This window comes from Paenibacillus sp. BK033 (assembly GCF_004345425.1).
GTDB lineage: Bacteria > Bacillota > Bacilli > Paenibacillales > Paenibacillaceae > Pristimantibacillus.
In genome coordinates, this window is record NZ_SLVP01000001.1 from 904956 (window position 1) to 927944 (window position 22989).

Consider the following 22989-nt stretch of genomic DNA (forward strand, 5'->3'; position numbering starts at 1 on the left):
TATACTCAATCCAATCATTTTAAAAATTTAATGGAATAAGGATCTTCGGGGCAGGGTGAAACTCCTGACCGGCGGTAATCGTTAATCCCTGCCTGGCAGGATAACAAAGCCCGCGACTCCCTGAGCTGACAAACAGCAAGGGGACTGACTTGGTGCGACTCCAAGGCCGACGGTATAGTCCGGATGATAGAAGATCGCTGAAGTAAGCCTGCAGAAGGCGGAAAACCGCCGATATGCATGTTTATTTGAGTTGGCCCCGATTCGCGTCTAACCAAGCGGATTGGGGCTTTTTATTTGAGCGAAACCGACTGCTGACCTTCCGGCTGAAGGCGCAGCCGTAACGCTTGCTCCGTCCTGTATTCAGAAAGGGTACTTATTATGAGCAATGTTACCGCATCACCACTTATCCGCACCAAATCTCCCGTTCGGCCGGAGTTCTGGCTGGTTGTCCTTGGAGCAGCGCTATGGGGCGTGGATCCGGTATTCCGCATTATCTTGCTGAAAACCTTAACCTCTACCCAGATCGTGCTGCTGGAGCATATCATTTTGTTCATTGCCGCAGCTCCCGTGTTATGGAAGTTCCGTGCGGATCTACGCGGCGTTCGTCTCCGCCAGCTTGGCGCATTGCTGTTTGTCTCGTGGGGCGGCTCGGCGCTTGCCACGATTCTTTTCACGCAAGGTCTGGTTCACGGCAATCCCAATGCGGTTCTGCTGCTGCAGAAGCTGCAGCCGCTCTTCGCCATTGTAATGGCAAGAATCTTATTGAAGGAGCTTCTGCCCAAAAAAATCGGACCTTTACTCGTTCTTGCCATTGTCGGAACCTATTTGCTGACGTTTGGCTTTACGCTTCCTTTTGGCCATGTCAATGAATTTGTCCAGGTTGGCAGCCTGTTGTCGCTGGGAGCGGCTGCTCTATGGGGCGGATCGACGGTTATGGGACGTTATCTGCTCGGGAGCATGAAGTACGAGACGGTTACATCCCTGCGATTTATGCTGGCTTTGCCGCTGCTGCTTGTAATTACCTGGTCGGAAGGAGCGGCATGGAAGCTGGCGGAAGGGACGGACCTGGTAGCCGTTATCGTTAATCTGCTTCTTCAGGCCTTGCTTCCGGGGTTGGTCAGCCTGCTTGTCTACTATAAAGGTCTAAGCAAGATCAAGGTCTCTTACGCGACAATCGCCGAGCTAAGCTTCCCGATGGTAGGCGTTCTCCTGAATTGGACGGTATTCGGCCAAGTGATCACTAGCGCCCAGATCGCAGGCTTTGTGTTTATCTGGTTTACGTTATTTTTCATTTCCAGGCAGCAGAATTAAGCGTGGATATTTCTCCTTTAACCGCTTTCACATCTGGGCGATTGCTGATATACTGCGGTTGGAGGTGTAGGAAACAATGGAGAATAGAACGATCAAATGGGGCATTCTTGGCGCCGGCTGGATTGCCTCCCAATTCGCACGCGATTTGGCTTTTGCCCGGGATGCGGAGCTTCGCGCGGTAGGCTCCCGCTCGCTGGCGAAAGCGGAAGAGTTCGCCGGCAAATTCGGCGGCAAACGCGCGTACGGAAGCTATGAGGAGCTGGTGAACGACGCCGAGATCGACATTATTTATGTCGCGACTCCTCATCCGTCCCATAAGGAGCATGTTCTGCAATGTCTGCGCGCAGGCAAAGCGGTATTATGCGAGAAGCCGTTTACGGTCAATGTAAAAGAAGCAGAGGAAGTCGTGCAATACGCAAGAGATAACCGCATTTTCTTGATGGAAGCGATGTGGACGCGGTTTCTGCCGGTCATCCGCAAGGTCCGTGAATGGATCGCCGAGGGACGTATCGGCGAGGTCCGGCTGCTGAAGGCGGACTTTGGCTTCCGTACAGGCGTTAATCCGGAAGGACGCTTGTTTAATCCGGCCCTGGCTGGCGGCGCGCTGCTGGATGTCGGCATTTACCCGCTATCCTTCGCTTCCATGTTATTTGGCGCAAAGCCGAAGCAGATTCTAAGCACCGCTCATCTCGGCGAGACTGGCGTAGACGAGGAAAACAGCATTCTGCTATCCTATGAAGGCGGCGGAACCGCCATGCTGAGCTCGGCGATCCGTCTCAGCTCGGGCAGCGATGCTTACATAATGGGGACGGAGGGCTCCATTAAAATTCCTTCCTTCTTTAATGCCAAATCCGCAACGCTTGTTGCCGCGGACGGTACGGAAGAAACGTTCTCGGATGATCGCACGACGCTTGGTTATGTATACGAGGCCGAAGCAGCCGGACAATATCTTCGTGAAGGCAAGGTTGAGAGCGAGGTTGTACCTTTGGACGAAACCCTGCAGCTGATGCGGACAATGGACGAAATCCGCGGTCAATGGGGACTGCGTTATCCATTCGAATAATAAATAAAAGGACTGGTTCTGTAAACCGGTCCTTTTTGTTTTAGAATAAAAAAAAGCGGCCCGCATTCGGGATACGGGCCCAAGAGACAAGCTATATCAAATAGGGAGTATGGTCATTATGTTCTCCCAAGATTAAACAAAGCTGAAAAGTACATTAGTTTCACATAAAAAATAAGGGCTATTGTCCATTGCGCTAAGGTATAATGAGTTCTATATTGTTTGCCATTAAGCCGGAGGGGGAAAATCCAGATGGAAAATATTAATTTTTGTATGGCTTGCGGAGATAAGCTGGAAGTTAGAGAGATTGGCGGGGAGGACCGCAAGGCTTGCCCAAGCTGCAGCTTCGTTCATTGGGGAAACTACAGCATCGGAGTAGGAGCATGCGTCGTTAAAGAGAACAAGGTGCTTCTGGTTCGCCGCGCCCACGAGCCGGGGAAAGGCTATTGGACAACGCCGGGCGGTTATATTGAACAGTTCGAGCAGATTAGAGGCTCGGTTGCCCGCGAGGTATGGGAAGAAACGGGCGTCCGCGCGATCGTGTCCAAAATTATCGGCATACGCGACCGGCCGCATTCGGTGCATGACGTCTACATTACCTTCGAGATGGAGTACATAGACGGGGAACCTCGCCCGGACGGCGTGGAAGTAGACGGCGCAGGTTTCTTCAGCCTCGAGGAAATGGAGACCATGAACGTCGCCGACTTGACCGCCTGGCAGGTGGCTCTCGCTCTGAACGGCAGCGGGGGCGGCTTGACCGAGGACACCAAACCCATCCGCGAAAGCCTTAAGAAATACGGCCTCTACCGTGCCAAGTAAGCCGGTTCAGGCAACAAAAAGCCCCGGATTAATTTCCGGGGCTCTTGCTTTATTCCCACTTCCCATCCCCACACCCGATAAACAGGTGTGAGAAGAAGCATTTGTGATTTTAGTAGTGCGGAAGGGACATATCTTCTGGAGGAGCGCAGCGCTTGCCTTTGGTCTCGTGGGAATACCTTAATAAATTTCATTCGGAATCCCACGAGACCAACAGCAACCGGAAGAAGATGTTTTCCTGTAGCATGCTCCTACTAAATCACATCTGCTTCGTCTTAAACAACCGGTTTATCGATCCGCCATTATTAATGATCCGCAAAGCATTCGCCAGCAGATCCGCCATCGGCAGAACGATAAACTTGTCCGAATGGTTCGGGTCAATCGCGATCGTATCCGTAATAACGACCTCTTTAATGAAAGGATGCGTCAGCTTCTCGAGCGCATTTTCCGAGAACAGGCCGTGCGTGGCGCAAATAAAGGCGTCGTTGGCGCCGCGCTTGTTCAAGGCTTCCACAACCTTGATAATAGTGCCGCCCGTATCGATCAAGTCCTCGATGATAATCGGCGTCATGCCTTCGACTTCCCCGATAATATGCGTAATTTTCGACGTGTTGTGGGCTGGACGGTTCTTGATCATAATCGCGAACGGACAATCCATGTAGTTGGCCAGCTTCTCCGCCGTTGTTGCGCGTCCGGCATCCGGCGAGACAACGACGGGGTTTTTGATGTTTTTGCTCTTCAAATAATCCGTGATCAGATCAAGGGCGGTAATATGATCGACCGGAATTTCAAAGAAGCCCTGGATCGGATCGGCATGCAGGTCAACCGTAATGAGACGGTCGGCGCCAACGGTTGTCAGGACATCGGCAACCAGCTTGGCGGAAATCGGCTCGCGCGGAGCGGATTTCCGTTCCTGACGGGCATAACCGTAATAAGGCATAATGATATTGATGGTTTTTGCGGAAGCCCGTTTGGCCGCATCAATCATAATCATAAGTTCAACGAGATGCTCATTCACCGGATGAGACAGGGATTGAACGATATAAACATGGGCCGAGCGAATCGACTCTATGTAACGAAGGCTGATTTCTCCGCTTGCCAGCCTGGAGATCTCAATGTCTCCTAGAGGAACGTCAAGTTTTCGGCATAGCTCTTCCGCCAGCGGGCGGTTCGAGGAGCCGGAAAAGATTTTTACATTTTGCATCCGCTTGTCTCCTTACGTTCATTGTACAGATAGTCCCATTATAGCTTTTCCCGAGGCAAATTCAAAATTGCGATAGGCCCAAAAAAGAAAAGCGGTCTTGAAAAGTCCGCTTTGGACCTCTCAAGACCACGGTTTGCCGTTTATTTCGCTACGATATCCTGGATTGCTTTTTCCAGCTTGTCGAGGAGCTGGTCCTTGTCAATCGATCCGCCTTGGTACTCCTGCATGGCAGCGCCCCAGCCTTGCGGTACGCCGTCCGGGTAACGGCCCCAATGCCAGCCGCCGGCCGTTGCTGCTTGCTCGGATACGGCAACGCCCATTTGACCGATTTCATCCGCCGTAGGCTTGATGGAGGTCAGAGCAGGGATAAATTTGAATTCTTTTGTCAGGTACGATTTGCCCGTGTCCGAAGTAACCATCCAGTTCAGGAACTTTTTCGCTTCTTCGGCGTTTTTGGATTTGCTGTTTACGATCCAGAAGTTAGCAGGACCCGTGTAGATATGCGCGTTGCCGCTGTCGTCAATCGGAATAGGGAGCAGGCCGACGTTCAGCTTCGCTACTTTGTCCACGTCGCCTTGGATCCAGTTACCTTGTTGAATCATCGCTGCCTTGCCGGATGCGAAGTTAGCCACTTGCGTCGCATAGTCCGTTGTCAGCTTGTCTTTTTGGCTGTATTTGAAGACCACGTCAACGTAATTAATCCATTTCTTGAAGACATCGTTGTCTTTGAAGTTTGCGCTGCCGTCTTTTGTCCCGTTAATGAAGGCGATTGGATCCGGCTGCTCGGCGAGACCAACGTTGATCGTGTGGTGACCGATCGACCACCATTCGTTTGTTGTCGAGAATGGCGTGATGCCGGCCGCTTGCAGCTTTTTCGCTGTATCTTCAAGCTCGGTCAACGTCTTGGGAAGAGTAGTGATGCCGGCTTTCTCGAACAAATCCTTGTTGTAGAAAATGCCGTAGCCTTCGATGTTCATCGGCATGCCGAGCAGCTTGCCGTCCACTTGGGCAGGACCGGCCGCTGCCGGAATAACGTCTTTCGCCCATGGCTCGCCGGACAAGTCCGTCGCGCGGTCATAGTAAGCTTCAAGCGCCGCGTAGCCTTCGGAGTTAAAGATCTCCGGCTCGGAGCCGGAAGCGATTTCAGCCTTGAGCAGGGCATTGTAGTCTTCGCCGCCGCCATGCGTTTCGACTTCGACTTTAACGCCGGTCTCTTTCTCATATTCTTCAGCCATGCGGTTAAGCGCGTCGGCAATTTCCACTTTGAACTGGAATACTTTGATTTTTACGTCTTTCTTTGGAGCCGTGGAAGCCTCCGTTGTCGCATTGGCGGATTCGGCAGGCTTATTGCTTGCTTCGGAGCCCGAATTATTGCCGTTGTTGCCGTTGTTGCCGTTGTTGCCACAGCCGGCTGCTGTCAAAGTCAGGATCGCCGCGGCGAGAAAAATAGAAAGCCTTTTCATTTTGTTAACCTCCCCGTTTTTGTCAAAAGGTTGTTTCTCTTTACAAGTTTGATTATATGGAAGCTTAAAGCCAAGAAACACAGACGTTTTTGTCATGAAAAGTGCAAAATATTGATATTACCAAAATAGAATTTATACGTTTCGGAGAACTCGAAACATAAATTCTATTTGGCGATAAAACCTACCTCTAAACGCGGTCGTTCATCTTAGAGAAGCCTCGATAGAGGTTTTCTCACCCTTTGAGAGATCCCGAAGAGATCCCCTCGATAATATGCTTTTGCAGCATAAGGAACATGATAATGATAGGCGTAATGCCCATGGTCAAACCGGCGAGAGCCAGATCCCATTGCTTCGTATATTGCCCAAAGAAGCGGGTAATCGCAAGCGGGATGGTCGTCAGATCTTTATTCGAACCGATAATCAGCACCGGCAGCAGGTAGTCGTTCCAGATCCAAAGGCCGTTCAGAATGATGACAGTTACCATAATCGGACGCAGCAGCGGGAACACGATCCGCCAAAATACGCCGTATGGCGAGCATCCGTCAACGACAGCCGCTTCTTCAATCTCAAGCGGGACGCTTTTGATAAAGCCGTGGAACAGGAAGACCGAAAGCGATAAGCCAAAGCCGAGATAACAGATGACAATCCCGAACATGTTGGCCCGGAGCTCCAGGAAGCTTGTTACGCGTACCAGCTGCAGCATGACCGACTGGAACGGAATGATCATGGCCGAGATAAACGCCGTGAACAGGATTTTGTTGAACACGGTTGGCTTGCGTACAAGCCGGTAGCCCGTCATGGCGCTGATGATCACAATGCCGGTTACGCTGATACCGGTAATCAGGACCGAGTTCAGCAAGGCTTTCGGGAATTTAATAATATCCCATACCTTCGAGTAATTCGAGAACAGGTACTTGTCCGGAAGAGAAGCGGCGTCTACCATAATCTCGCCAAGCGCTTTTACCGAATTGACAAGGACGAAGTAAAAAGGAGCTATGAAAAGCAGAGCGAGCAGAATAGCTGCAGCTGCAACGGCCCAAAGCCGGGAACGGGAAGCTGTCATTTACGCTTCTACCTCCTTCCGTTTGGTCAGCCACACTTGCGTGACGGCAATGATGGATACGGCAAAGAAGAACAGCATCGCTTTGGCGGTGCCAAGCCCGTAACGGTTGTTGACAAGCGCCTCGGCATAAATGTTATAAGCAAGCGATTGGGTGGAAGTGCCCGGACCGCCTTTGGTTAGCGAAAGGTTCAGGTCGAACATTTTGAACGCGCCGGATGTCGTCAGGAACAAGCAGACGGTAATGGCCGGCATCACAAGCGGCATGATCACTTTGCGGACGGTTTGGAAATAGGTCGCTCCGTCAATCGTTGCGGCTTCCATCAAGTCCTTCGGCACGCCGACGATCGCCGCGATGTAAATAACCATCATGTAGCCGGTCGTCTGCCAGACGAAGACGATAACGAGTCCCCAGAAGCCGGTCTCCGGCGTACCGAGCCAAGGAAGCTCGAAGAAATGCCAGCCGGTCATTTCGCCGATGGTTTTGAAGCCTTTGGTGAAAATGAATTGCCAGATGTAACCAAGCAGAATGCCGCCAATCATGTTCGGCAGGAAGAATATCGTGCGGAGCGTATTTCGTCCCCGCATCGGCCGGGTCAGCAGAAGTCCTAGTATAAGGGCGAGAATATTGGTCACGACCACGGTAACGACGGTAAACTTCAGCGTGAATTTAAAGGATGCCCAAAATTTGTCGTCGTTCGTAAAGATGCGGTGGACGTTTTCCATGCCGATCCATTTCGCTTTGTCGAGATCCAGGCCATTCCACTCCGTGAAGGAAAAGTAGAAGCCAAGCAGGAACGGAATAAGCACGATAATCGTGAAGACGATCATGCCCGGTCCGACAAATACAAGCTGCTGTATCCATTCGTTTGATCTTTTTCGTAAGTTCAATTGGAGTCCCCCTTCGTAATGCGGCTATCAGCATCGGTGTATAGCTAGACTATAAACAGTTATTGAAATTTGAACCACCGATAGATATGATGGGTTAGGTGTAATATATTGACCTTGGGGGTAGGACGTCATGTTTGCGTTCGCAACAAGCATTAACCGGAAGCTGATGGCGCTCTTGCTTGCCGTCACGATTATTCCGATTACCGTATCGATGATTATCTCGAATTATTACATCAAGGATAAGGTGACCCAGCAATCGATTCACGAGAATCAGAACCTGCTTGCGCTGGGCAAAAACAACATCCTGGGCTACATGGACAAGATCAACGAGAACTCGCTCGACGTGTACCTGAACATCAACAAGTCCAATTCGCTCTATGCCTTGATTGAGCGGGGCCAGTCGCCAAGCGTAAACGTACCGTTGTTCGACGAAAAAAATAATTTGCAGATTTACTCCCATATGCTGAACATATATCAGTCTACGAACGGGATTCATCAAATCCAGCTGCAGATCGGCGATGGCAAGCTGACGTATCTGATGGCCCGCGGATTTTTCCGCAGAGGAATCAATCAGCCGCTGGAATGGCCAACGGAGCATGGTGCAAGCCCGAAGCCGTTTGTGGAGGCTACGCACACGAGCGAGCATTACAATCTGGATTGGAGCCATGCCGTCAAAGAGGAAAGCGTTTTCACTCTGCGTCGGCCGATTATCAGGACGCCAAGCGACGAAGTGATCGGTTATTTGTCGATGGACGTCAAGTCGGATGAGTTGAATCAAATCTGCAGGCAGCTAACGATGTCGGCCGAGGAGCAGCTGTATATTATCGATCGCAGCCGCAATTTTGTATGCTCGGTGAATGGGCAGGAGGACCAGGCCCAGCTCAAATGGACGGACCAGGTACTTGCCTCCCAACAGGAGAATGGCGTGATCAAATGGAAAGACCAGTCTTTTTCCGGCATTGTCATTTATGATACACTCAGTACCAATTACATGGACTGGGTTGTCGTAAAGCAGCTTCCGTACTCGTATCTGTACGAAAGCGCAACGGCGATCCGGACGATCAATACGTCGGTTATCGCGATCTTTATGGTGCTTGCCGTCATCGCGAGCTTCCTCGTCAGCTATCAGTTCACGAAGCCGATCAAGCGGCTGATCGGGCATATCAATCAAGTGCAGTCCGGGAATTTCAATGTCGTGGTGCCGGTGGACCGGAAGGATGAGATCGGCATATTGGCAAGGCGCTTCAACACGATGATCCAGACGATCCGGGAATTGATCAACAGCGAATACCGGCTTGAAATTGCCAACAAGACGAATCAGCTAAGGGCCATGCAGGCGCAGATCAATCCGCATTTCCTGTACAATGCCCTGCAGTCCATCGGAACGCTGGCTCTTCATGCCGGAGCTCCTAAGGTGTATTCGCTTATCACTTCCATTGCCAAAATGATGCGGTACAATATGAACACAAGCGAGTCGATCGTGCCATTTGCCACGGAGCTCAATCACGCGAAGGCCTATCTTGAGCTGCAGCAGCAAAGATTCAATGAACAGCTGACCGTGCATTACGATATCGATCCGGCTTCTCTTCCGGTGCAGGTGCCCAAAATGCTGCTGCAGCCGCTCGTCGAGAACTACTTCAAGCATGGCTATGAAACCTCCGGGCGGAACGGCGTATTGCGTTTGTTCTCGGAAGTGACGGATGAAGGCAAATGGCTGACCGTTCGGATCGAGGATAACGGAAGCGGGATGGATCCGGACAAGCTGCGGGAACTGAGGCAGCTGTTATTCCGTTCCACCGGAGCGCTGCTTGAGGAGCAGAAGAGCATCGGCATCAGCAACGTATGGATGAGGCTGAAGCTTTATTACAACGAGGAAGCGGAAATGAGCATGGACTCTTCGCCGTCGGGCGGATTTACCGTGACCTTGCGAATACCTGTGCAAGAGCTGGAGGAACGAGCATGAAAATACTCATTGTAGACGACGAACAGCATGTGCGCGAAGCGGTCAAGCTGCTGATTGATTGGGAGCAGCTCGGAATCAAGGAAATTTATGAAGCCGATAACGGCGATTCCGCCATTGAAATGCTGGGGAGCATGCAGCCGGAAATCGTCATTACCGATATGCGAATGCCCAATCGGGATGGGGTAGAGCTGCTGGCCTGGATGAAGGAGCAAGGGCGGAAAAGCAAAACGATCGTTATCAGCGGCTACGATGATTTCCACCTGGTGCGCAGCTCGATGAAATACGGCGGACAAGATTATTTGCTCAAGCCGATTGATCCGGAACAGCTGACGGAAGCTTTGCAGAAAGCCAAGCAGAGCTGGGAGCAGGAGGATCGGGCCCGCCGGCTTGATCAGCAGCGCAGCATCGAGATCAACCAGATTAAGCCCGTATACCGGGATAAGCTGTTCTCGACGATGATCAGCGAAGCCGGGGCCGGCGGGCAAGTGGCCGTTCCGGCCGTGCTGAAGGAGGAGTTTCGGCTTGACTGCGCCACAGATTGCCGGGTTATTATTCTCAGCACGGGAATGCTGGAGACTCAAATCTCCCGCAAATTTGACGGAAACCGCGATTTGCTCACTTTTTGCCTGATCAATGTGTGCAACGAAATATTAAAGCAGAAAAATGGCGGCTTTGCGTTCCGCTATTGGAACAGCGAGAATGAAATTATTATCCTGCTGTGGGACCGGCTGGCAGAATGGGAGGACTTGCTGGCGCTTATTACGGAAGGAATCGTGAATTCGATTCATGGCCGATTCCACTACGGTGTGGGGCATAAGCAGGCTTTTCCAGCCGGGTTATCGTTATCTTACCAGGAGGCAAGAGCCGCGCTGAAGCAGCGCAACTTGCTCGAGGACAACAGCTATATCCATTACAGCGAGAAGGGGTATAAATCGGGTATTCATTCCTTAAGCATTGCCGCTTATGAAGAGCGGTTCCGTCTTGCGGTGTGGAGCGGCAAGGAGAAGGAGATCGAAACGGCCGTCGAGGGCTTCCTGGAGGCGGCTCGGCAGCTGCCGGTCATCACCCAAGAGCAGATTGAGCTGTGGCGCTTCGAATATGAATCCATGCTGAGCCGCTGGCGGCAGGAGCTTGCGGCCAAGCAGGATATTCAGGCAGGAGCGGAGCCGTCTCCCGGTCTGCCGTTAGTCGTATTGCTGGACGAGCAGGGCAGATTATCGCTGGAGCTCTGCAGGCGTGAGCTGTTGAACGGGCTGATGGCGTTTGCGGCATTAACCGGGGCAGGCGGCAATAAAGAGCATAGCATTATGCGGGATATCGCCCGATACATGGAGCAGAATTATAACCGGGAGGTTACCTTGCAGGACATTTCCGAAAGATTCTATTTGAGCAGAGAGTATATTTCACGCCGCTTCAAGCAGGAGATGGGCGAGAATGTCTTTGATTACCTGGGCCGCATCCGCGTCGAGAAAGCAAAGCTGCTGCTGCAAAATCCGAATCTCAAAATCGCGCAGATCGCCGAAATGGTCGGCTATGACGACGATAAATATTTCAGCAAGGTGTTTAAGAAGTTTGAGGGGCAGTCGCCTAACCAGTACAGGAAATTGTGATGCGCATGGTCAAATTATGATCAAATGGTACTGTAAAACTGCGCAGTCGAATGTTCTTCCAATCGCTGTTGTTCCCGGATTCCTTGAACTAATATTGTAACGGTGGGAATCAGGGAACAAAGGCGAACGCTCCGCTTTTCCAGAATCATTCGAGCAGCTTCGTTTTACCAACCATTTTGAAATTTGAAAAAGCCATCACAAAAAAAGAATAAAAAGAAAGAAGGAGCTGGCCATTGCGGCAGCTCCTTTGCTGTGTTAGTTAGTTATAGTGGGATAGCAGGATCGGTTGGTTAATCGATCATGTTTTTGGTGGCTTGATACATGCTTTCGGAGTACTTGTCGATATCGTCGCGGGACATGCGGAGACGGTCGACGGAGGTGCCGTAGCCAATCTCGGATTTGCCTTCCCGAAGTCCTTGGAAGATACCGTCGGCAAAGGCGTCGAGAGGCTCGCCATGGACATGGAGACCCGTGCCGCCCAAGTCGGTATTAACGGCCGGAGGGGCAACCTCGATGACCTCTACGGAAGTCTCCGAGAGCTGATGTCTCAGGCTTATCGTAAAGGAATGGAGAGCTGCCTTTGTAGCCGAATAGATCGGTGCGATGGCGAACGGCGTAAAGGCTAGGCCCGATGTCACATTGATAATGGCCGCGTTCTCTTTTTCCGCAAAAAACGGAGCAAACAGGATCGCAAGATGAAGGGGGGCTTCAATGTTGGTGGAAATTTCTTTGTTGAAATACGCCCAGTCGTTTTTCGCATCCGCTTTTATCACGCTGAACCGCTGCTGAATCCCCGCATTGTTCACCAATACGTTGATGTCCGGGTAAGTTGCCGTGACCCAATCAAACAGGGCAATCCGCTCGGCTTCATTGCTCAAATCGCTGACTTTGGTTATGAGGCCGGGCAGCTTGTCTTGCGCGTCCTGAAGGACTTGTTCACGCCGTCCGGTTACAATAACCGTATTTCCGGCTTTCATGAAGCGTTCCGCAAATGCCAATCCAATCCCCGTGCTTCCGCCCGTAATGAGAATCGTGTTTCCTGAAAGTTTCATATTAGCGCCTCCTGCGTTTGTTTGATGTAACGTTGTATTTTTACTTCGATTCCCTCGAGGGATTCGGTCATTAAAGCCATTTGCGCCAGCACAGCCTGCTTATGCCTGTTCAGCATCTCAAGCCGAAGAGGAACCGTGCCGGCGCCTTCAACGACCCAATCGATATATTGCTTGATATCATGAATAGGCATATTCGTGTTTTTCAAACACATGACCGTTCCAAGCAATGCCATTTGATTTTCCGAAAACAACCTTCTGCCCGCATGATCACGCTCCATCAGCGGCAGCAGCCCTTTTTTCTCATAATAACGAATCGTTGATTCCGGTATGTCTAACTTGGCAGCAGCTTCGCCAATGGAATAATAGTTCATCTGGAGTCCTCCAATTTGTTGTCGACGGGAATATCATACGACTTAAACCTTGGTTTAAGTCAAGCGGATTGAAAATAAAATTATTGTGCCTTTTATCTGCGTGGTAAAATACTCCATATCGCTTTATTTCGAATGGAGGTGTATCCATTGATCAATCGGATTTCGCTGAGACAGCTATCCAGCCTGGACGAGGCCGAACTGTTGAATAAGGAATTTGCCGCGCATTTTCCGTGGTACCGGCAAGGCGAATATTATATCAGATGCTTGGAAGAGAACCGCGCAGGGAAACGAATAACCTTGATAGCCTTTTACGGAGATGAGGTGGCGGGTTGTTGTCATCTGATCTATGAATCCAAATACCCGTATTTTGCCGAGCGGAAGATACCGGAAGTAAATGATTTGAGCGTATTTGAGGAGTACAGGAGAAAGGGAATCGCCAGCGAACTGCTGGGCGAGCTGGAGCGCATAGCATCAGAAACGTTCAGGACTATCGGGCTTGGCGTCGGATTATATAAGGATTACGGCAATGCCCAAAGGTTGTATGGCAAACGGGGATACGTCATGGACGGCAACGGGCTGACCTGCAATAATGTCGAGGTTCAACCCGGCACAGACGTATTTGTGGATGATGAGCTGCTGATCTACATGGTCAAAGAGCTAGCCAAATGATGTCACCGTCCTTTTTATGCCGGATCCGAGCGCAGCTTGACTGGAATAACGGGGTTATTCACATCTAACCCGTTAACCTCCCAGCGTTGCTTGGACGTATCGAAGCGATAGTGAACCGTAATCGTCTGTTTAGTTTCCGATCTCCATTGCCGATCACCGATAAAGGCCGATACCTCTGCCTCCATCTCTTTGTCCTTATGCGTAATATGTACTTCACTCTCTTCAAAAATCAACGAAGCCAATAAGAATTGTTCAGCCGTACCCGTTTGATTACCTATGTAGATGTTGTGAGCATGGTCAGCCGCATCGCGAGTAATTATTTTCCATTTTCTATTATAACAGTTGCCTTAACGGCAATGCTATTGAGTGAGCTTTATACCTTATTCGGTTGTTGAATCGGTCTTTAGACGAAAAAAAAGCGCCTCAGGAATCATCCTGCGGCGCTCATGGATTAATGCGGTTTGCACTCTTCCGAGCAATGACGATTATGCTCCGCTTCGCATTCCTCGCAGCAGATATGACGCTTGTCGCAGGTCACATTCGCGCAGTTGACGTAACGGTCCTCCGGCTTGCCGCAATGATGGCATTTGCCGATAACGATATCCTCTTCCGTCCGGTTGATCGGCACGGAAATCCGGTCATCAAACACATAGCATTTGCCGTCCCATAAACGGCCCTTTACTTCTTCGTCCTTGCCGTAAGTAACGATACCGCCCTCCAGCTGGGCTACATCCGTAAAGCCTTCCTCCAGCAGAACGCCGGTCAGCGTCTCGCAGCGGATCCCGCCGGTGCAGTAGGTGAGGATCGGTTTGTTCTTTGCATCCTCCGGCAGGTTCTTGCGGATCCATTCGGGGAATTCGCGGAACGATTCAACCGTAGGGCGAATTGCGCCGCGGAAATGTCCGATATCGTATTCGTAATCGTTCCGTCCGTCGATGATAATGACATCATCCTGCTGAAGCTGCTCGTAAAATTCCTTCGGAGACAGCCGTTTGCCTGTCAGAACATTCGGATCCATCTTTTTCTTATAGCGCAGAGTGACAAGCTCGTTCTTGTGGCGGACGAACAGCTTTTTGAACACATGTCCTTCGGACTCGTCGATCTTGTAAGTGATATCCTTGAAGAGCGGATGCTCGTTCATATACGCCATGTAAGCATCGGTCTGCTCGGTGGTGCCGGAGCAAGTACCGTTAATGCCTTGATCGGAGATGAGAATACGGCCCTTAACGCCAAGCTCTTTGCAGAAGCGGAGATGCTCGGCCGTTGCCTGCTCGGGGTTCTCGATATGCACGTATTTATAATAAAGCAAAATTCGGTATGGTTTATTTTCGCTCATTTGGTTATTCTCCAAAAAACTGTTTGATTTCCTCTTGCACGGCTGCCTCAACCTGTTTGAGGCATTCTTCCTTGGTGCCCGCGTAAATCCGGGTTTCGTTCACCATCGCATAAGGTCTTGCGCGGCACAGATTGCACATATTGAGGCAATCCGTTCGCATGACCGCCGCTTCCGGAAATTTCTCTTCCAGCTCCTCAAGAGGCAGAAGGGCCATTTCGTTGCGGGTGCATACCTCAACAACAACCAGTCCTAGTCCCATTGCTAATCACCGACCAGAAATAACTTTCAATTTACGTGCTTCGTCATTCGCTTTGCATTCCGGCGCGCAGTAGCTTTCATGCTCCGCTTCGCACTCCGGGCAGCAAATATGCTTGCGATGGCAAAGATCGTCGGCACAGTTAATATAGCGGTCTTCCGGCTTGCCGCAGTGGTAGCACTTGCCGACGATAATATCTTCTTCCGTCCGGTTGATCGGCACGGAAATACGCTCGTCGAATACGTAACATTTACCGTCCCACAGACGGCCTTTAACGGTTTCGTCTTTTCCGTAAGTGACGATGCCGCCTTCCAGCTGGTTAACATCCGAGAAGCCTTCTTCCAGGAGAACGCCGGTCAGCGTCTCGCAGCGGATGCCGCCCGTGCAATACGTCAGAATCTTTTTGTTCTTCGCGTCTTCGGGCAGATTCTTGCGAATCCATTCCGGGAATTCGCGGAACGACTCAACCGTAGGGCGGATGGCGCCGCGGAAATGTCCGATATCGTATTCATAATCGTTGCGGCCGTCGATAATAATAACGTCATCGCGCTGCAGCTGCTCGTAGAATTCTACCGGCTTCAAATGCTTGCCCGTGCGGACGTTCGGATCCAGCTTCTTGTCGTAACGAAGGGTAACAAGCTCTTTCTTGTGACGGACGAAGATCTTCTTGAATACATGACCCTCGGATTCGTCAATCTTGTATACCATATCGGCAAACAGCGGATTCTGGCGCATATGCGCGATGTAGGCATCCGTCTGTTCAACCGTACCGGAGCAAGTACCGTTGATGCCTTGCTCGGAGATGAGAATGCGGCCTTTAACGCCAAGGTCCTTGCAGAATTGAAGGTGCTCCGCGGTAAACTCGGCAGGGTTGTCGATGTGAACATATTTATAGTACAAAAGAATACGGTAAGGTTTGTTTTCGCTCATGTCTAACGCTCCATTATATAAGATTATCACTATATGTTAAAACTCTTAAACACGCAAGTCAACAACGATTCAAGGACATTCCGTTGAACAATTGCGCCTATTTCCTGCAATAGAAATATTTGTTTCCAAGCATTCGAAAAAGGGATTCGATTAGGCATAAACCGAACCTCCAAATGCGGTTGCATAGCCTCATTGATTCATGACGTCTTTGAGAAAAACGGACGAGCTGGTCGGCAAAGTAGCGTCTTTACGGGTAACGACGCCGATCGCTCGGGATGGCAAGGCCTCCGTCAATGTCACCTCGAACAACGTTTCGCTATTCAGCTCCTGCTGGGCAAACCGGCGGGTAAGGAAGGCCATCCCATAGCCCCTCTGCGCAAACTCGATAATCATCTCCGTGCTGGTCAGCTCAATATCCGGTTCCTTATATATACCGTGTCCGGCGAGCCATTGCTCGACAAAAAGCCGGGTACTGCTGCCCGCCGTAGGCAATAATAAAGGAAGCTTTAGCAGCTCGCGGACCGAGACCGCTTGGCTTGCCAGCTCCTTGTATGCCTCGCCAACAAGGAAACAGTCCTGTATGGACATCAACGGCTGAATCGCCAATTCCTGATCGTCAAAGGGCAGGTGGACGAAGCCAAGGTCGATATTTTCTTCCTTCAGCTGCTTGGAGATTTCGTTTGTCTTGCTTTGCTGGAGGCGGATCCGCACATTCGGATGCTCCGCATGAAACTTATCTATATAAGGAAGAAGGATATGCTTGATAATCGGGCCGCTCGCTCCGATGCGCAGATCGCCTCCGTGCAAGTTGGCAAGCTCCAGCAGCTTGCGCTCGCCGCGCTCGATCAGATGGAAGGATTGCTCGATATAGTCCAGCAGCGCTTTCCCTTCCATCGTAAGCTTCACGCCCTTGGAGCCGCGGTCAAACAGCTTCACGCCAAAGCAATCCTCCAGCTGCTTGATCGCATAGCTGACCGATGGCTGCGTAACGTGAAGAAACTCGGCAGCTTTCGTGAAGTTGCCCGTTCTTGCCGTGTACAAAAATATCCGATAGCTTTCCAAGCTATTTAATCTGTTTGACATAAACCCTCTCTATCGCAAGGCTATTGAATTATGATTTCATTTATTGCACATTTGAAATTATAATGAATTTAATCGAGATAGTCAAAAGAGAAAGGTTGGTTTTTCATATGTCAGGAAGCAGCTTTGGCACACATTTCAAAATGACCACGTTTGGCGAATCGCACGGCGAGGCTGTAGGCGTTATTATTGACGGCGTTACGCCGGGAGTAGAGCTTACGGAAGCGGATATTCAAATACAGATGGACCGCCGCAAGCCGGGTCAATCCTCGGTTACGACTCCGCGCAAGGAATACGATATTATCCGCATTCTGTCGGGTGTCTTCGAAGGCAAAACAACAGGTGCTCCCTTGGCCGTCATGCTGAACAATACCGACATGAAATCCAAGGATTACGAGGCGAACCGCCGGTTGTTCCGTCCGGGTCACGCCGATTTCACTTACGTGCAAAAATACGGCCATCGCGATCACCGCGGAAGCGGCCGGGCTTCGGGCCGCGAAACCGCGGGCCGCGTGGCTGCAGGCGCTATCGCGCGCAAGCTTCTGGAACGCCGCGGCGTTTCCATCGTAGCCTACACGAAAGAAGCGGGAGGCATTAAATGCGAGACGTTTGACGAATCCGTTATCGAGAAGAATCCGATGCGCGCAGCCGATCTAAACGCAGCGGAAAGAATGGTAACGCTCGTCGAGGATCTGGCGGCGAAGGGCAACAGCTGCGGCGGCGTGGTGGAATGCATCATCCGCGGCGTGAAGCCGGGTATCGGCGAGCCGGCGTTCGACAAGCTGGACGCGGAGCTTGCGAAAGCGATGCTGTCCATCGGAGCGGTTAAAGGCATCGAGTTTGGCGCAGGATTCGCGGCAACAACCATGTTCGGCAGCGAGCATAACGACGAGATGGACGCAAACGGCTTTTTGACCAATAATGCCGGCGGGATCGTTGGCGGCATTAGCACGGGTCAGGATATCGTTTTCCGTATCGCGGTAAAACCAACGTCGTCGATCTCGCTTCCGCAGCAAACGGTTGACGAAGAAGGCAACGAGCATACGATCCAAACGCTTGGACGTCACGATCCGTGCATCTGCCCGCGCGTTGTGCCGGTCGTGGAAGCGATGGCTTGCATGGTGCTGGAGGACTTGTACAAACGCCATACGGCTTTGCATGATTAACATTAATTTTATTTTATCAATAAATATTACATCCCTCGTGAAAAATAAACTATAATAATTGATGTTATTGTTTATTATGCAAGAAAGAAGGGGAATTGGACATTGGACTTGACGCCGTTTGAATTTTTGACCACACTACTGTCCATTGTATTTATTGATCTTATTCTCGCCGGCGATAATGCGATTGTGATTGGGATGGCGGCAAAACGGCTCCCGAAGGAGACGCAGAAGAAAGCTATCCTTTACGGAACCTGCGGAGCCATTCTGCTTCGGATCGTTGCAACCGTGCTGGTTGTGTATGTGCTTAATATTCCTTGGCTGCTTGTTGCCGGAGGCGTCATTCTTCTCTGGATCGCTTACAAGCTGCTTGTGCAGGAAGAGGATCATGAGAACATTAAGGCGGGAAACACGCTTTGGGCTTCCGTGTGGACGATTATCGTAGCGGACGCGGCAATGGGGCTGGATAACGTCATTGCCGTTGCGGGCGCCGCTCAGGGACATACGCTGTTAGTCATTATAGGTCTGATTATCAGTATTCCGATTGTGGTCTGGGGGAGCACTTTGTTTATCAAGCTGCTCAGCAAATTCCCTTGGATCATTTACGCGGGCTCGGCCGTGCTGGCCTATACCGCATCAAAGATGATTACCCATGAGCCGGCGTGGAAGGCTTGGTTCGAAGAAAACCAGGTCGTCAAGTGGCTCGTGATCGCCATTGCGGTTGTTGCGGTGCTTGGCGCGGGACTTTGGACGAACGAATGGAAGAAGAAGCATCCGCAAGCGGCACACGAATAAGCGGAAAAACCGACGTTGGAGCGGACAAGCTCTAACGTCGGTTTTTTGTTTTTTCGAAAGAAGAGTTCACTGATATTTATACCTTTAAGTCGGATATTTGCATAGCGGTTTACCAGTTGTTCCCTTACAATGGGCATGGTTCGGATTTCAACAAGACAAGCATACCGTGATATTCAGGTAACAGGTACAAGTCAACAGGATAAGAAAGGAGGAGCAGACGGATTCCCCATCTTTACCTATGATTGTTACTATGAATTGGAGGTTGAAAATGATGCAGGCCATACGCCGCAAAAATCCTTTGGCAAAGCTTCTCCTTATATGCTTACTCTCTACCTTCCTCTTACCGCTGCATATTACTCCAGTACTAGCCGCAGACACGGCTGTTGTCGATGAAAATTTCTCTGCCTATCCTGTTGGGGCGCTTACAATTGGAAGCGGTAACAACTGGACAAAGGAAGGGACGGCCCCGGTCATCGAGGTTGTTAACAATCCGGATACCAATCAGCAATACGCTTCAATCAGCCATGATCTGACCGGCTCCTCTTATTTCGGACAACGCTTTACGCCTCAGACCGGAGGAATGATTCTGCAGTTTGACGTCAATATGCCAACGAGCAAAGGCGGAACCTTCTGGGTGATGGAAGGGAAGGTCAATGCGACAAACGCAGCCGTTACCCGCATGGTGATGGATGGCGGCGTGATCAAAATGCAGAACGGACCAACCCTCGTCTCGTATGACACGACGCATTGGTACCGGTTTACGTTCGTTTATAATATCCCGCAGAAAAGATACACCTTATCGATCAAGGACTTAAATACAGGAAGTACGGTTAACTCAAGCGAAAATTTCTACAGCGCCAGAGAACGGATCAGCAGCATCGGCTTCTTCACCAATGCGGGCGGAGGACGCTACAATCTGGCGAATATGAAAGTAACGGCGCTTGATCTGGCTTTGGCGAGTGTTCAGCTTAAAGCCGGCGATTATGCTCCTTCCTTTGCTTTTGACCCGACAAATGATAACTACTCCATCGATATGCCTTATTCCGCAAACGTCCTTACCGTAACGCCAACGGCGAGTTATGCGGAAGGCGTTCAGTTGAAGGTTGGCGACTCTTCGGTTGAAAGCGGTTCCTCGGTTGATGTGCCGATTAACGGTGCTTCATCGCCCGTAAGCATTACGGTTGCTTCCAAGCAATATACGGATGTAGCCCGTACTTACACAATTAATGTCAAAAAATTGGACAAGGCTCCCGATGTTACGCATTTGGCAGCGGAAGGCCATGACGGAAAGGTACTGATTGGCTGGAAGGCTCCGGTCGATCCGGCTTACCAAGAAGCCAACATCTACAATGTAAAGGAAGACGGTACGGAAACACTGGCCGCAACGGTACCGAAAGGAACGTATATCGCTTCCGTTGGCGGTCTGGATAATGGCAAGGAGTATACGTTTCACGTCAAGGGGGTTTATGCCTACGAGGGAGAAGAACTGACAGAGTCAACTCCTGTAACCGTGACGGCCACACCGCAGCTGCTGCCGGCCCGGCAGATGGAGGACTTGGATCGTGGTCTGGTTGCCGTCGAGCAGGAAGGCCATGTCTTCCTCTCCTGGCGGTTCCTTGGCACTGAACCGGATCATATCGGCTTTAACGTATACCGTGACGGGGTGAAAATCAGCTCCGCTCCGGTTCAATCCAGTACGAACTATGTGGATGAAACCGGAACGGCAGATTCGTCCTATTATATCCGGGCGGTTGTGAACGGAACGGAGCAAGAGCCTTCCGAAACGGTGCGGCCTTGGAATACGAATTATTTGAGCGTAGCGCTCGACAAGCCTGCCGATGGCGTAACAAGCGTGGGAGAAGCTTACACGTATCGGGCGAATGACGCATCCGTAGGCGATCTGGACGGGGACGGCAAATACGAAATCGTGCTGAAATGGGATCCAAGCAACTCCAAGGATAACTCCCAAGCAGGCATTACCGGCAATACGTATCTGGATGCTTACAAAATGGACGGTACACGCTTGTGGAGAATCGACATGGGTCCAAATATTCGTTCAGGAGCCCACTACCTGCATCCGATGGTCTACGACCTGGATGGAGACGGCAAGGCGGAGGTAGCAGCCCGTACTGCCGACGGAACGGTTGACGGTATGGGAAACGTGATTGGCGACGCTAATGCCGATTATCGCAATTCCGGCGGTTATGTGCTTGACGGGCCGGAGTTCTTCACGATTTTTGAAGGCGTGACAGGCAAGGCGCTGGAAACGGAGGATTATGATCCGCCAAGAGGCAATATCGGAGATTGGGGAGATACGTACGGCAACCGGATTGATCGGTTTGGCGCAGCGATTGCCTATCTGGACGGGGTGCATCCAAGCCTGATTCTGCAGCGCGGGTATTACACGCGGATGGTGCTGGCAGCGTACAACTGGAGAGACGGGGAACTAAGCAAGCTGTGGAAGTTTGATTCTCCGAATCCTGGTTACGGACAAGGCAACCATCAGCTGAGCGTGGCGGATATCGATGCGGACGGCAAGGATGAGATTGTAACCGGCAACACGGCGGTTAATGATGACGGAACTTTACTGTGGAGTACGAAGCTGGGACATGGCGACGCTATGCATCTCGGGGACCTGAATCCTTCCCATCTTGGACTTGAGCTATGGACGGTGCAGGAGGAGACGGGAGCTCCGTATTCGGCTACCATGCTTGACGCGCGGACGGGAGAGCCGTTATACGGTCAGCCCCAGGTTGGCGCGGATACGGGCAGGGGCTTGTCGGCGGACGTGGATCCAAGATACGAGGGCGAAGAGTCCTGGGCCATTGACGCGACAAAGTCGGCCGCAACGGAAAATAACTTAAACGGCTTTATGTTTAACTCGGAAGGTACCAAGATCTCTACCCAAATCCCGACCTCCAACTTTGCGATCTGGTGGGACGGCGACCTAAGCCGAGAACTGCTGGATCATAACTGGAATACCGCAACCGGCAACGGTGTTCCGAGAATTGATAAATGGGATTACGAGAATAACTCGCTAATTCGGTTAGAGACGTTTACCGGTACGTATTCCAATAACGGAACAAAAGGCAATCTGTCTCTGCAAGCCGATCTGCTGGGCGACTGGAGAGAAGAGGTCGTTGTGAGAACCGAAGACAGCAGTGCGCTTCGCATCTATACAACGACGGACGTAACGGATCAGAAGATCCGCACGCTGATGCATGATCCGGTATACCGGTTAGGCGTAGCTTGGCAGAACACCGGCTATAACCAGCCGCCGCATACAAGCTTTTACCTGGGGAACGGAATGGAGAAGCCGGATGCTCCTAACATTTACCTCGTGGACAATACGGCTCCAACTACAACCGATAATGCGCCATCAGGCTGGATGAATCATAATGTGACGGTAACCTTAACGGCGAAGGACATTATTTCCGGCGTTGACGCGACTTATTACACGTTAGACGGAGGAGATGTACAGAAGGGGACTACCGCTCAAGTGACGGAGGAAGGTGTCCATACCCTTGTCTATTGGAGTGAAGATCGTAAAGGGAATGCAGAAGTTCCCCGTACGGTGAAGATCCAGATTGATAAGACAGCTCCTGAACTGAATGTCGTTCTGGATAAATCAGAGCTCTGGCCGGCTAATCGTAAGCTGGTTGACGTAACAGCGGTAGTGAAAGGCACAGACCTTTTGTCAGGCATCGATTCGGTCGTATTAACCTCCATTACAAGCAACGAGAAGCTTGCGGAAGGAACGAACGGAGATATTCAAGGCGCCGAATTTGGTACGTTTGACGTGGCGTTTAAATTGAGGGCAGAGAAGTCCGGCAATAAGGATGGACGAACGTATACGATTAAGTACACGGCAAAAGACAAAGCGGGCAACGCGGCGGAGAAATCCGTTACGGTTACGGTCCCTCACGATCAATCGAGCAATAGGGGATAAAATAAAAAAG

General features: G+C 51.0%; 20 protein-coding genes and 1 riboswitch. Of the genes, 9 read left to right on the forward strand and 11 right to left on the reverse strand.

Going from position 1 to position 22989, the window contains the following annotated elements; all coding sequences use genetic code 11:
- The first annotated feature begins 37 nt into the window (after positions 1-37).
- Positions 38-199: riboswitch (FMN riboswitch) on the forward strand.
- Positions 200-378: 179 nt separating this feature from the next.
- From EV294_RS03905 to EV294_RS03915, 3 genes are all read left to right on the forward strand, one after another.
- Entirely contained in the window at positions 379-1311 is a 933-nt protein-coding gene (locus tag EV294_RS03905) for a DMT family transporter (protein ID WP_132303988.1), read from the forward strand.
- 76 nt (positions 1312-1387) lie between these two features.
- Positions 1388-2374, forward strand: a complete 987-nt coding sequence (locus EV294_RS03910; RefSeq protein WP_132303990.1) for a Gfo/Idh/MocA family protein — start codon at positions 1388-1390, stop codon at positions 2372-2374.
- Between the two features lie 249 nt (positions 2375-2623).
- A complete protein-coding gene (locus EV294_RS03915) occupies positions 2624-3190 on the forward strand; it encodes an NUDIX domain-containing protein (RefSeq protein WP_132303992.1) in 567 nt (188 codons plus the stop codon).
- A gap of 256 nt (positions 3191-3446) precedes the next feature.
- On the opposite strand, the gene EV294_RS03920 is transcribed toward EV294_RS03915, so the two are convergent.
- From EV294_RS03920 to EV294_RS03935, 4 genes are all read right to left on the reverse strand, one after another.
- Positions 3447-4391, reverse strand: a complete 945-nt coding sequence (locus tag EV294_RS03920) for a ribose-phosphate diphosphokinase (RefSeq protein WP_132303994.1) — start codon at positions 4389-4391, stop codon at positions 3447-3449.
- 140 nt (positions 4392-4531) lie between these two features.
- A complete protein-coding gene (locus EV294_RS03925; protein WP_132303996.1) occupies positions 4532-5854 on the reverse strand; it encodes an ABC transporter substrate-binding protein in 1323 nt (440 codons plus the stop codon).
- Between the two features lie 232 nt (positions 5855-6086).
- Positions 6087-6917, reverse strand: a complete 831-nt coding sequence (locus tag EV294_RS03930) for a carbohydrate ABC transporter permease (RefSeq protein WP_132303998.1) — start codon at positions 6915-6917, stop codon at positions 6087-6089.
- A complete protein-coding gene (locus tag EV294_RS03935) occupies positions 6918-7745 on the reverse strand; it encodes a carbohydrate ABC transporter permease (protein WP_481856047.1) in 828 nt (275 codons plus the stop codon).
- A 190-nt stretch (positions 7746-7935) separates the two neighbouring features.
- On the opposite strand from EV294_RS03935, the gene EV294_RS03940 reads away from it, so the two are divergent.
- Positions 7936-9768, forward strand: a complete 1833-nt coding sequence (locus EV294_RS03940; protein ID WP_132304002.1) for a cache domain-containing sensor histidine kinase — start codon at positions 7936-7938, stop codon at positions 9766-9768.
- Positions 9765-11378: a response regulator gene (locus EV294_RS03945; RefSeq protein ID WP_132304004.1), complete on the forward strand. Its 1614-nt coding sequence runs from the start codon at positions 9765-9767 to the stop codon at positions 11376-11378. The genes EV294_RS03940 and EV294_RS03945 overlap by 4 nt, the downstream gene beginning before the upstream one ends.
- 290 nt (positions 11379-11668) lie before the next feature.
- Here the strand turns inward: EV294_RS03945 and EV294_RS03950 are convergent, their stop codons facing one another.
- Together EV294_RS03950 and EV294_RS03955 are read right to left on the reverse strand one after the other, a co-directional pair.
- Positions 11669-12430 carry an SDR family oxidoreductase gene (locus EV294_RS03950; protein WP_132304006.1) on the reverse strand — a complete coding sequence of 254 codons (762 nt, stop codon included), beginning with the start codon at positions 12428-12430 and terminating at the stop codon, positions 11669-11671.
- Positions 12427-12801: a MerR family transcriptional regulator gene (locus EV294_RS03955; protein ID WP_132304008.1), complete on the reverse strand. Its 375-nt coding sequence runs from the start codon at positions 12799-12801 to the stop codon at positions 12427-12429. Before EV294_RS03955 ends, EV294_RS03950 begins: the two co-directional genes overlap by 4 nt.
- Before the next feature lie 147 nt (positions 12802-12948).
- Here EV294_RS03955 and EV294_RS03960 point away from each other — a divergent pair, with 147 nt between their 5' ends.
- On the forward strand, positions 12949-13470 hold the full coding sequence (locus EV294_RS03960; RefSeq protein WP_132304010.1) for a GNAT family N-acetyltransferase: 522 nt from the start codon (positions 12949-12951) through the stop codon (positions 13468-13470).
- Positions 13471-13484: 14 nt separating this feature from the next.
- On the opposite strand, the gene EV294_RS03965 is transcribed toward EV294_RS03960, so the two are convergent.
- The 5 genes from EV294_RS03965 to EV294_RS03985 all read right to left on the reverse strand — a co-directional run bounded on the left by EV294_RS03965 (position 13485) and on the right by EV294_RS03985 (position 17075).
- Positions 13485-13712, reverse strand: a complete 228-nt coding sequence (locus EV294_RS03965) for a hypothetical protein (RefSeq protein ID WP_132304012.1) — start codon at positions 13710-13712, stop codon at positions 13485-13487.
- A 209-nt stretch (positions 13713-13921) separates the two neighbouring features.
- On the reverse strand, positions 13922-14806 hold the full coding sequence (trhO, locus tag EV294_RS03970) for an oxygen-dependent tRNA uridine(34) hydroxylase TrhO (RefSeq protein WP_132304014.1): 885 nt from the start codon (positions 14804-14806) through the stop codon (positions 13922-13924).
- Positions 14807-14810: 4 nt separating this feature from the next.
- On the reverse strand, positions 14811-15065 hold the full coding sequence (locus tag EV294_RS03975) for a DUF1450 domain-containing protein (protein WP_132304016.1): 255 nt from the start codon (positions 15063-15065) through the stop codon (positions 14811-14813).
- A 6-nt stretch (positions 15066-15071) separates the two neighbouring features.
- On the reverse strand, positions 15072-15992 hold the full coding sequence (gene trhO, locus EV294_RS03980) for an oxygen-dependent tRNA uridine(34) hydroxylase TrhO (protein ID WP_132304018.1): 921 nt from the start codon (positions 15990-15992) through the stop codon (positions 15072-15074).
- A 189-nt stretch (positions 15993-16181) separates the two neighbouring features.
- Entirely contained in the window at positions 16182-17075 is an 894-nt protein-coding gene (locus EV294_RS03985) for a LysR family transcriptional regulator (protein ID WP_132304020.1), read from the reverse strand.
- A gap of 107 nt (positions 17076-17182) precedes the next feature.
- On the opposite strand from EV294_RS03985, the gene aroC reads away from it, so the two are divergent.
- From aroC to EV294_RS30875, 3 genes are all read left to right on the forward strand, one after another.
- Positions 17183-18238, forward strand: a complete 1056-nt coding sequence (gene aroC / locus EV294_RS03990) for a chorismate synthase (protein ID WP_132304022.1) — start codon at positions 17183-17185, stop codon at positions 18236-18238.
- A gap of 102 nt (positions 18239-18340) precedes the next feature.
- Positions 18341-19030: a TerC family protein gene (locus tag EV294_RS03995; RefSeq protein WP_481856029.1), complete on the forward strand. Its 690-nt coding sequence runs from the start codon at positions 18341-18343 to the stop codon at positions 19028-19030.
- Positions 19031-19298: 268 nt separating this feature from the next.
- Positions 19299-22979 (forward strand): rhamnogalacturonan lyase family protein, encoded by a 3681-nt coding sequence (locus EV294_RS30875; RefSeq protein WP_132304024.1) that lies wholly within the window; start codon positions 19299-19301, stop codon positions 22977-22979.
- Positions 22980-22989: the final 10 nt, after the last annotated feature.

What these genes read in the sequence shown, in the direction of transcription:
- EV294_RS03905 (WP_132303988.1), top strand. Translation starts at nt 379, where the DNA reads ATGAGCAATGTTACCGCATCACCACTTATCCGCACCAAATCTCCCGTT.
- EV294_RS03910 (WP_132303990.1), top strand. Translation starts at nt 1,388, where the DNA reads ATGGAGAATAGAACGATCAAATGGGGCATTCTTGGCGCCGGCTGGATT.
- EV294_RS03915 (WP_132303992.1), top strand. Translation starts at nt 2,624, where the DNA reads ATGGAAAATATTAATTTTTGTATGGCTTGCGGAGATAAGCTGGAAGTT.
- EV294_RS03920 (WP_132303994.1), bottom strand. Translation starts at nt 4,391, where the DNA reads ATGCAAAATGTAAAAATCTTTTCCGGCTCCTCGAACCGCCCGCTGGCG.
- EV294_RS03925 (WP_132303996.1), bottom strand. Translation starts at nt 5,854, where the DNA reads ATGAAAAGGCTTTCTATTTTTCTCGCCGCGGCGATCCTGACTTTGACA.
- EV294_RS03930 (WP_132303998.1), bottom strand. Translation starts at nt 6,917, where the DNA reads ATGACAGCTTCCCGTTCCCGGCTTTGGGCCGTTGCAGCTGCAGCTATT.
- EV294_RS03935 (WP_481856047.1), bottom strand. Translation starts at nt 7,745, where the DNA reads ATGATCGTCTTCACGATTATCGTGCTTATTCCGTTCCTGCTTGGCTTC.
- EV294_RS03940 (WP_132304002.1), top strand. Translation starts at nt 7,936, where the DNA reads ATGTTTGCGTTCGCAACAAGCATTAACCGGAAGCTGATGGCGCTCTTG.
- EV294_RS03945 (WP_132304004.1), top strand. Translation starts at nt 9,765, where the DNA reads ATGAAAATACTCATTGTAGACGACGAACAGCATGTGCGCGAAGCGGTC.
- EV294_RS03950 (WP_132304006.1), bottom strand. Translation starts at nt 12,430, where the DNA reads ATGAAACTTTCAGGAAACACGATTCTCATTACGGGCGGAAGCACGGGG.
- EV294_RS03955 (WP_132304008.1), bottom strand. Translation starts at nt 12,801, where the DNA reads ATGAACTATTATTCCATTGGCGAAGCTGCTGCCAAGTTAGACATACCG.
- trhO (WP_132304014.1), bottom strand. Translation starts at nt 14,806, where the DNA reads ATGAGCGAAAATAAACCATACCGAATTTTGCTTTATTATAAATACGTG.
- EV294_RS03975 (WP_132304016.1), bottom strand. Translation starts at nt 15,065, where the DNA reads ATGGGACTAGGACTGGTTGTTGTTGAGGTATGCACCCGCAACGAAATG.
- trhO (WP_132304018.1), bottom strand. Translation starts at nt 15,992, where the DNA reads ATGAGCGAAAACAAACCTTACCGTATTCTTTTGTACTATAAATATGTT.
- EV294_RS03985 (WP_132304020.1), bottom strand. Translation starts at nt 17,075, where the DNA reads ATGTCAAACAGATTAAATAGCTTGGAAAGCTATCGGATATTTTTGTAC.
- aroC (WP_132304022.1), top strand. Translation starts at nt 17,183, where the DNA reads ATGTCAGGAAGCAGCTTTGGCACACATTTCAAAATGACCACGTTTGGC.
- EV294_RS30875 (WP_132304024.1), top strand. Translation starts at nt 19,299, where the DNA reads ATGATGCAGGCCATACGCCGCAAAAATCCTTTGGCAAAGCTTCTCCTT.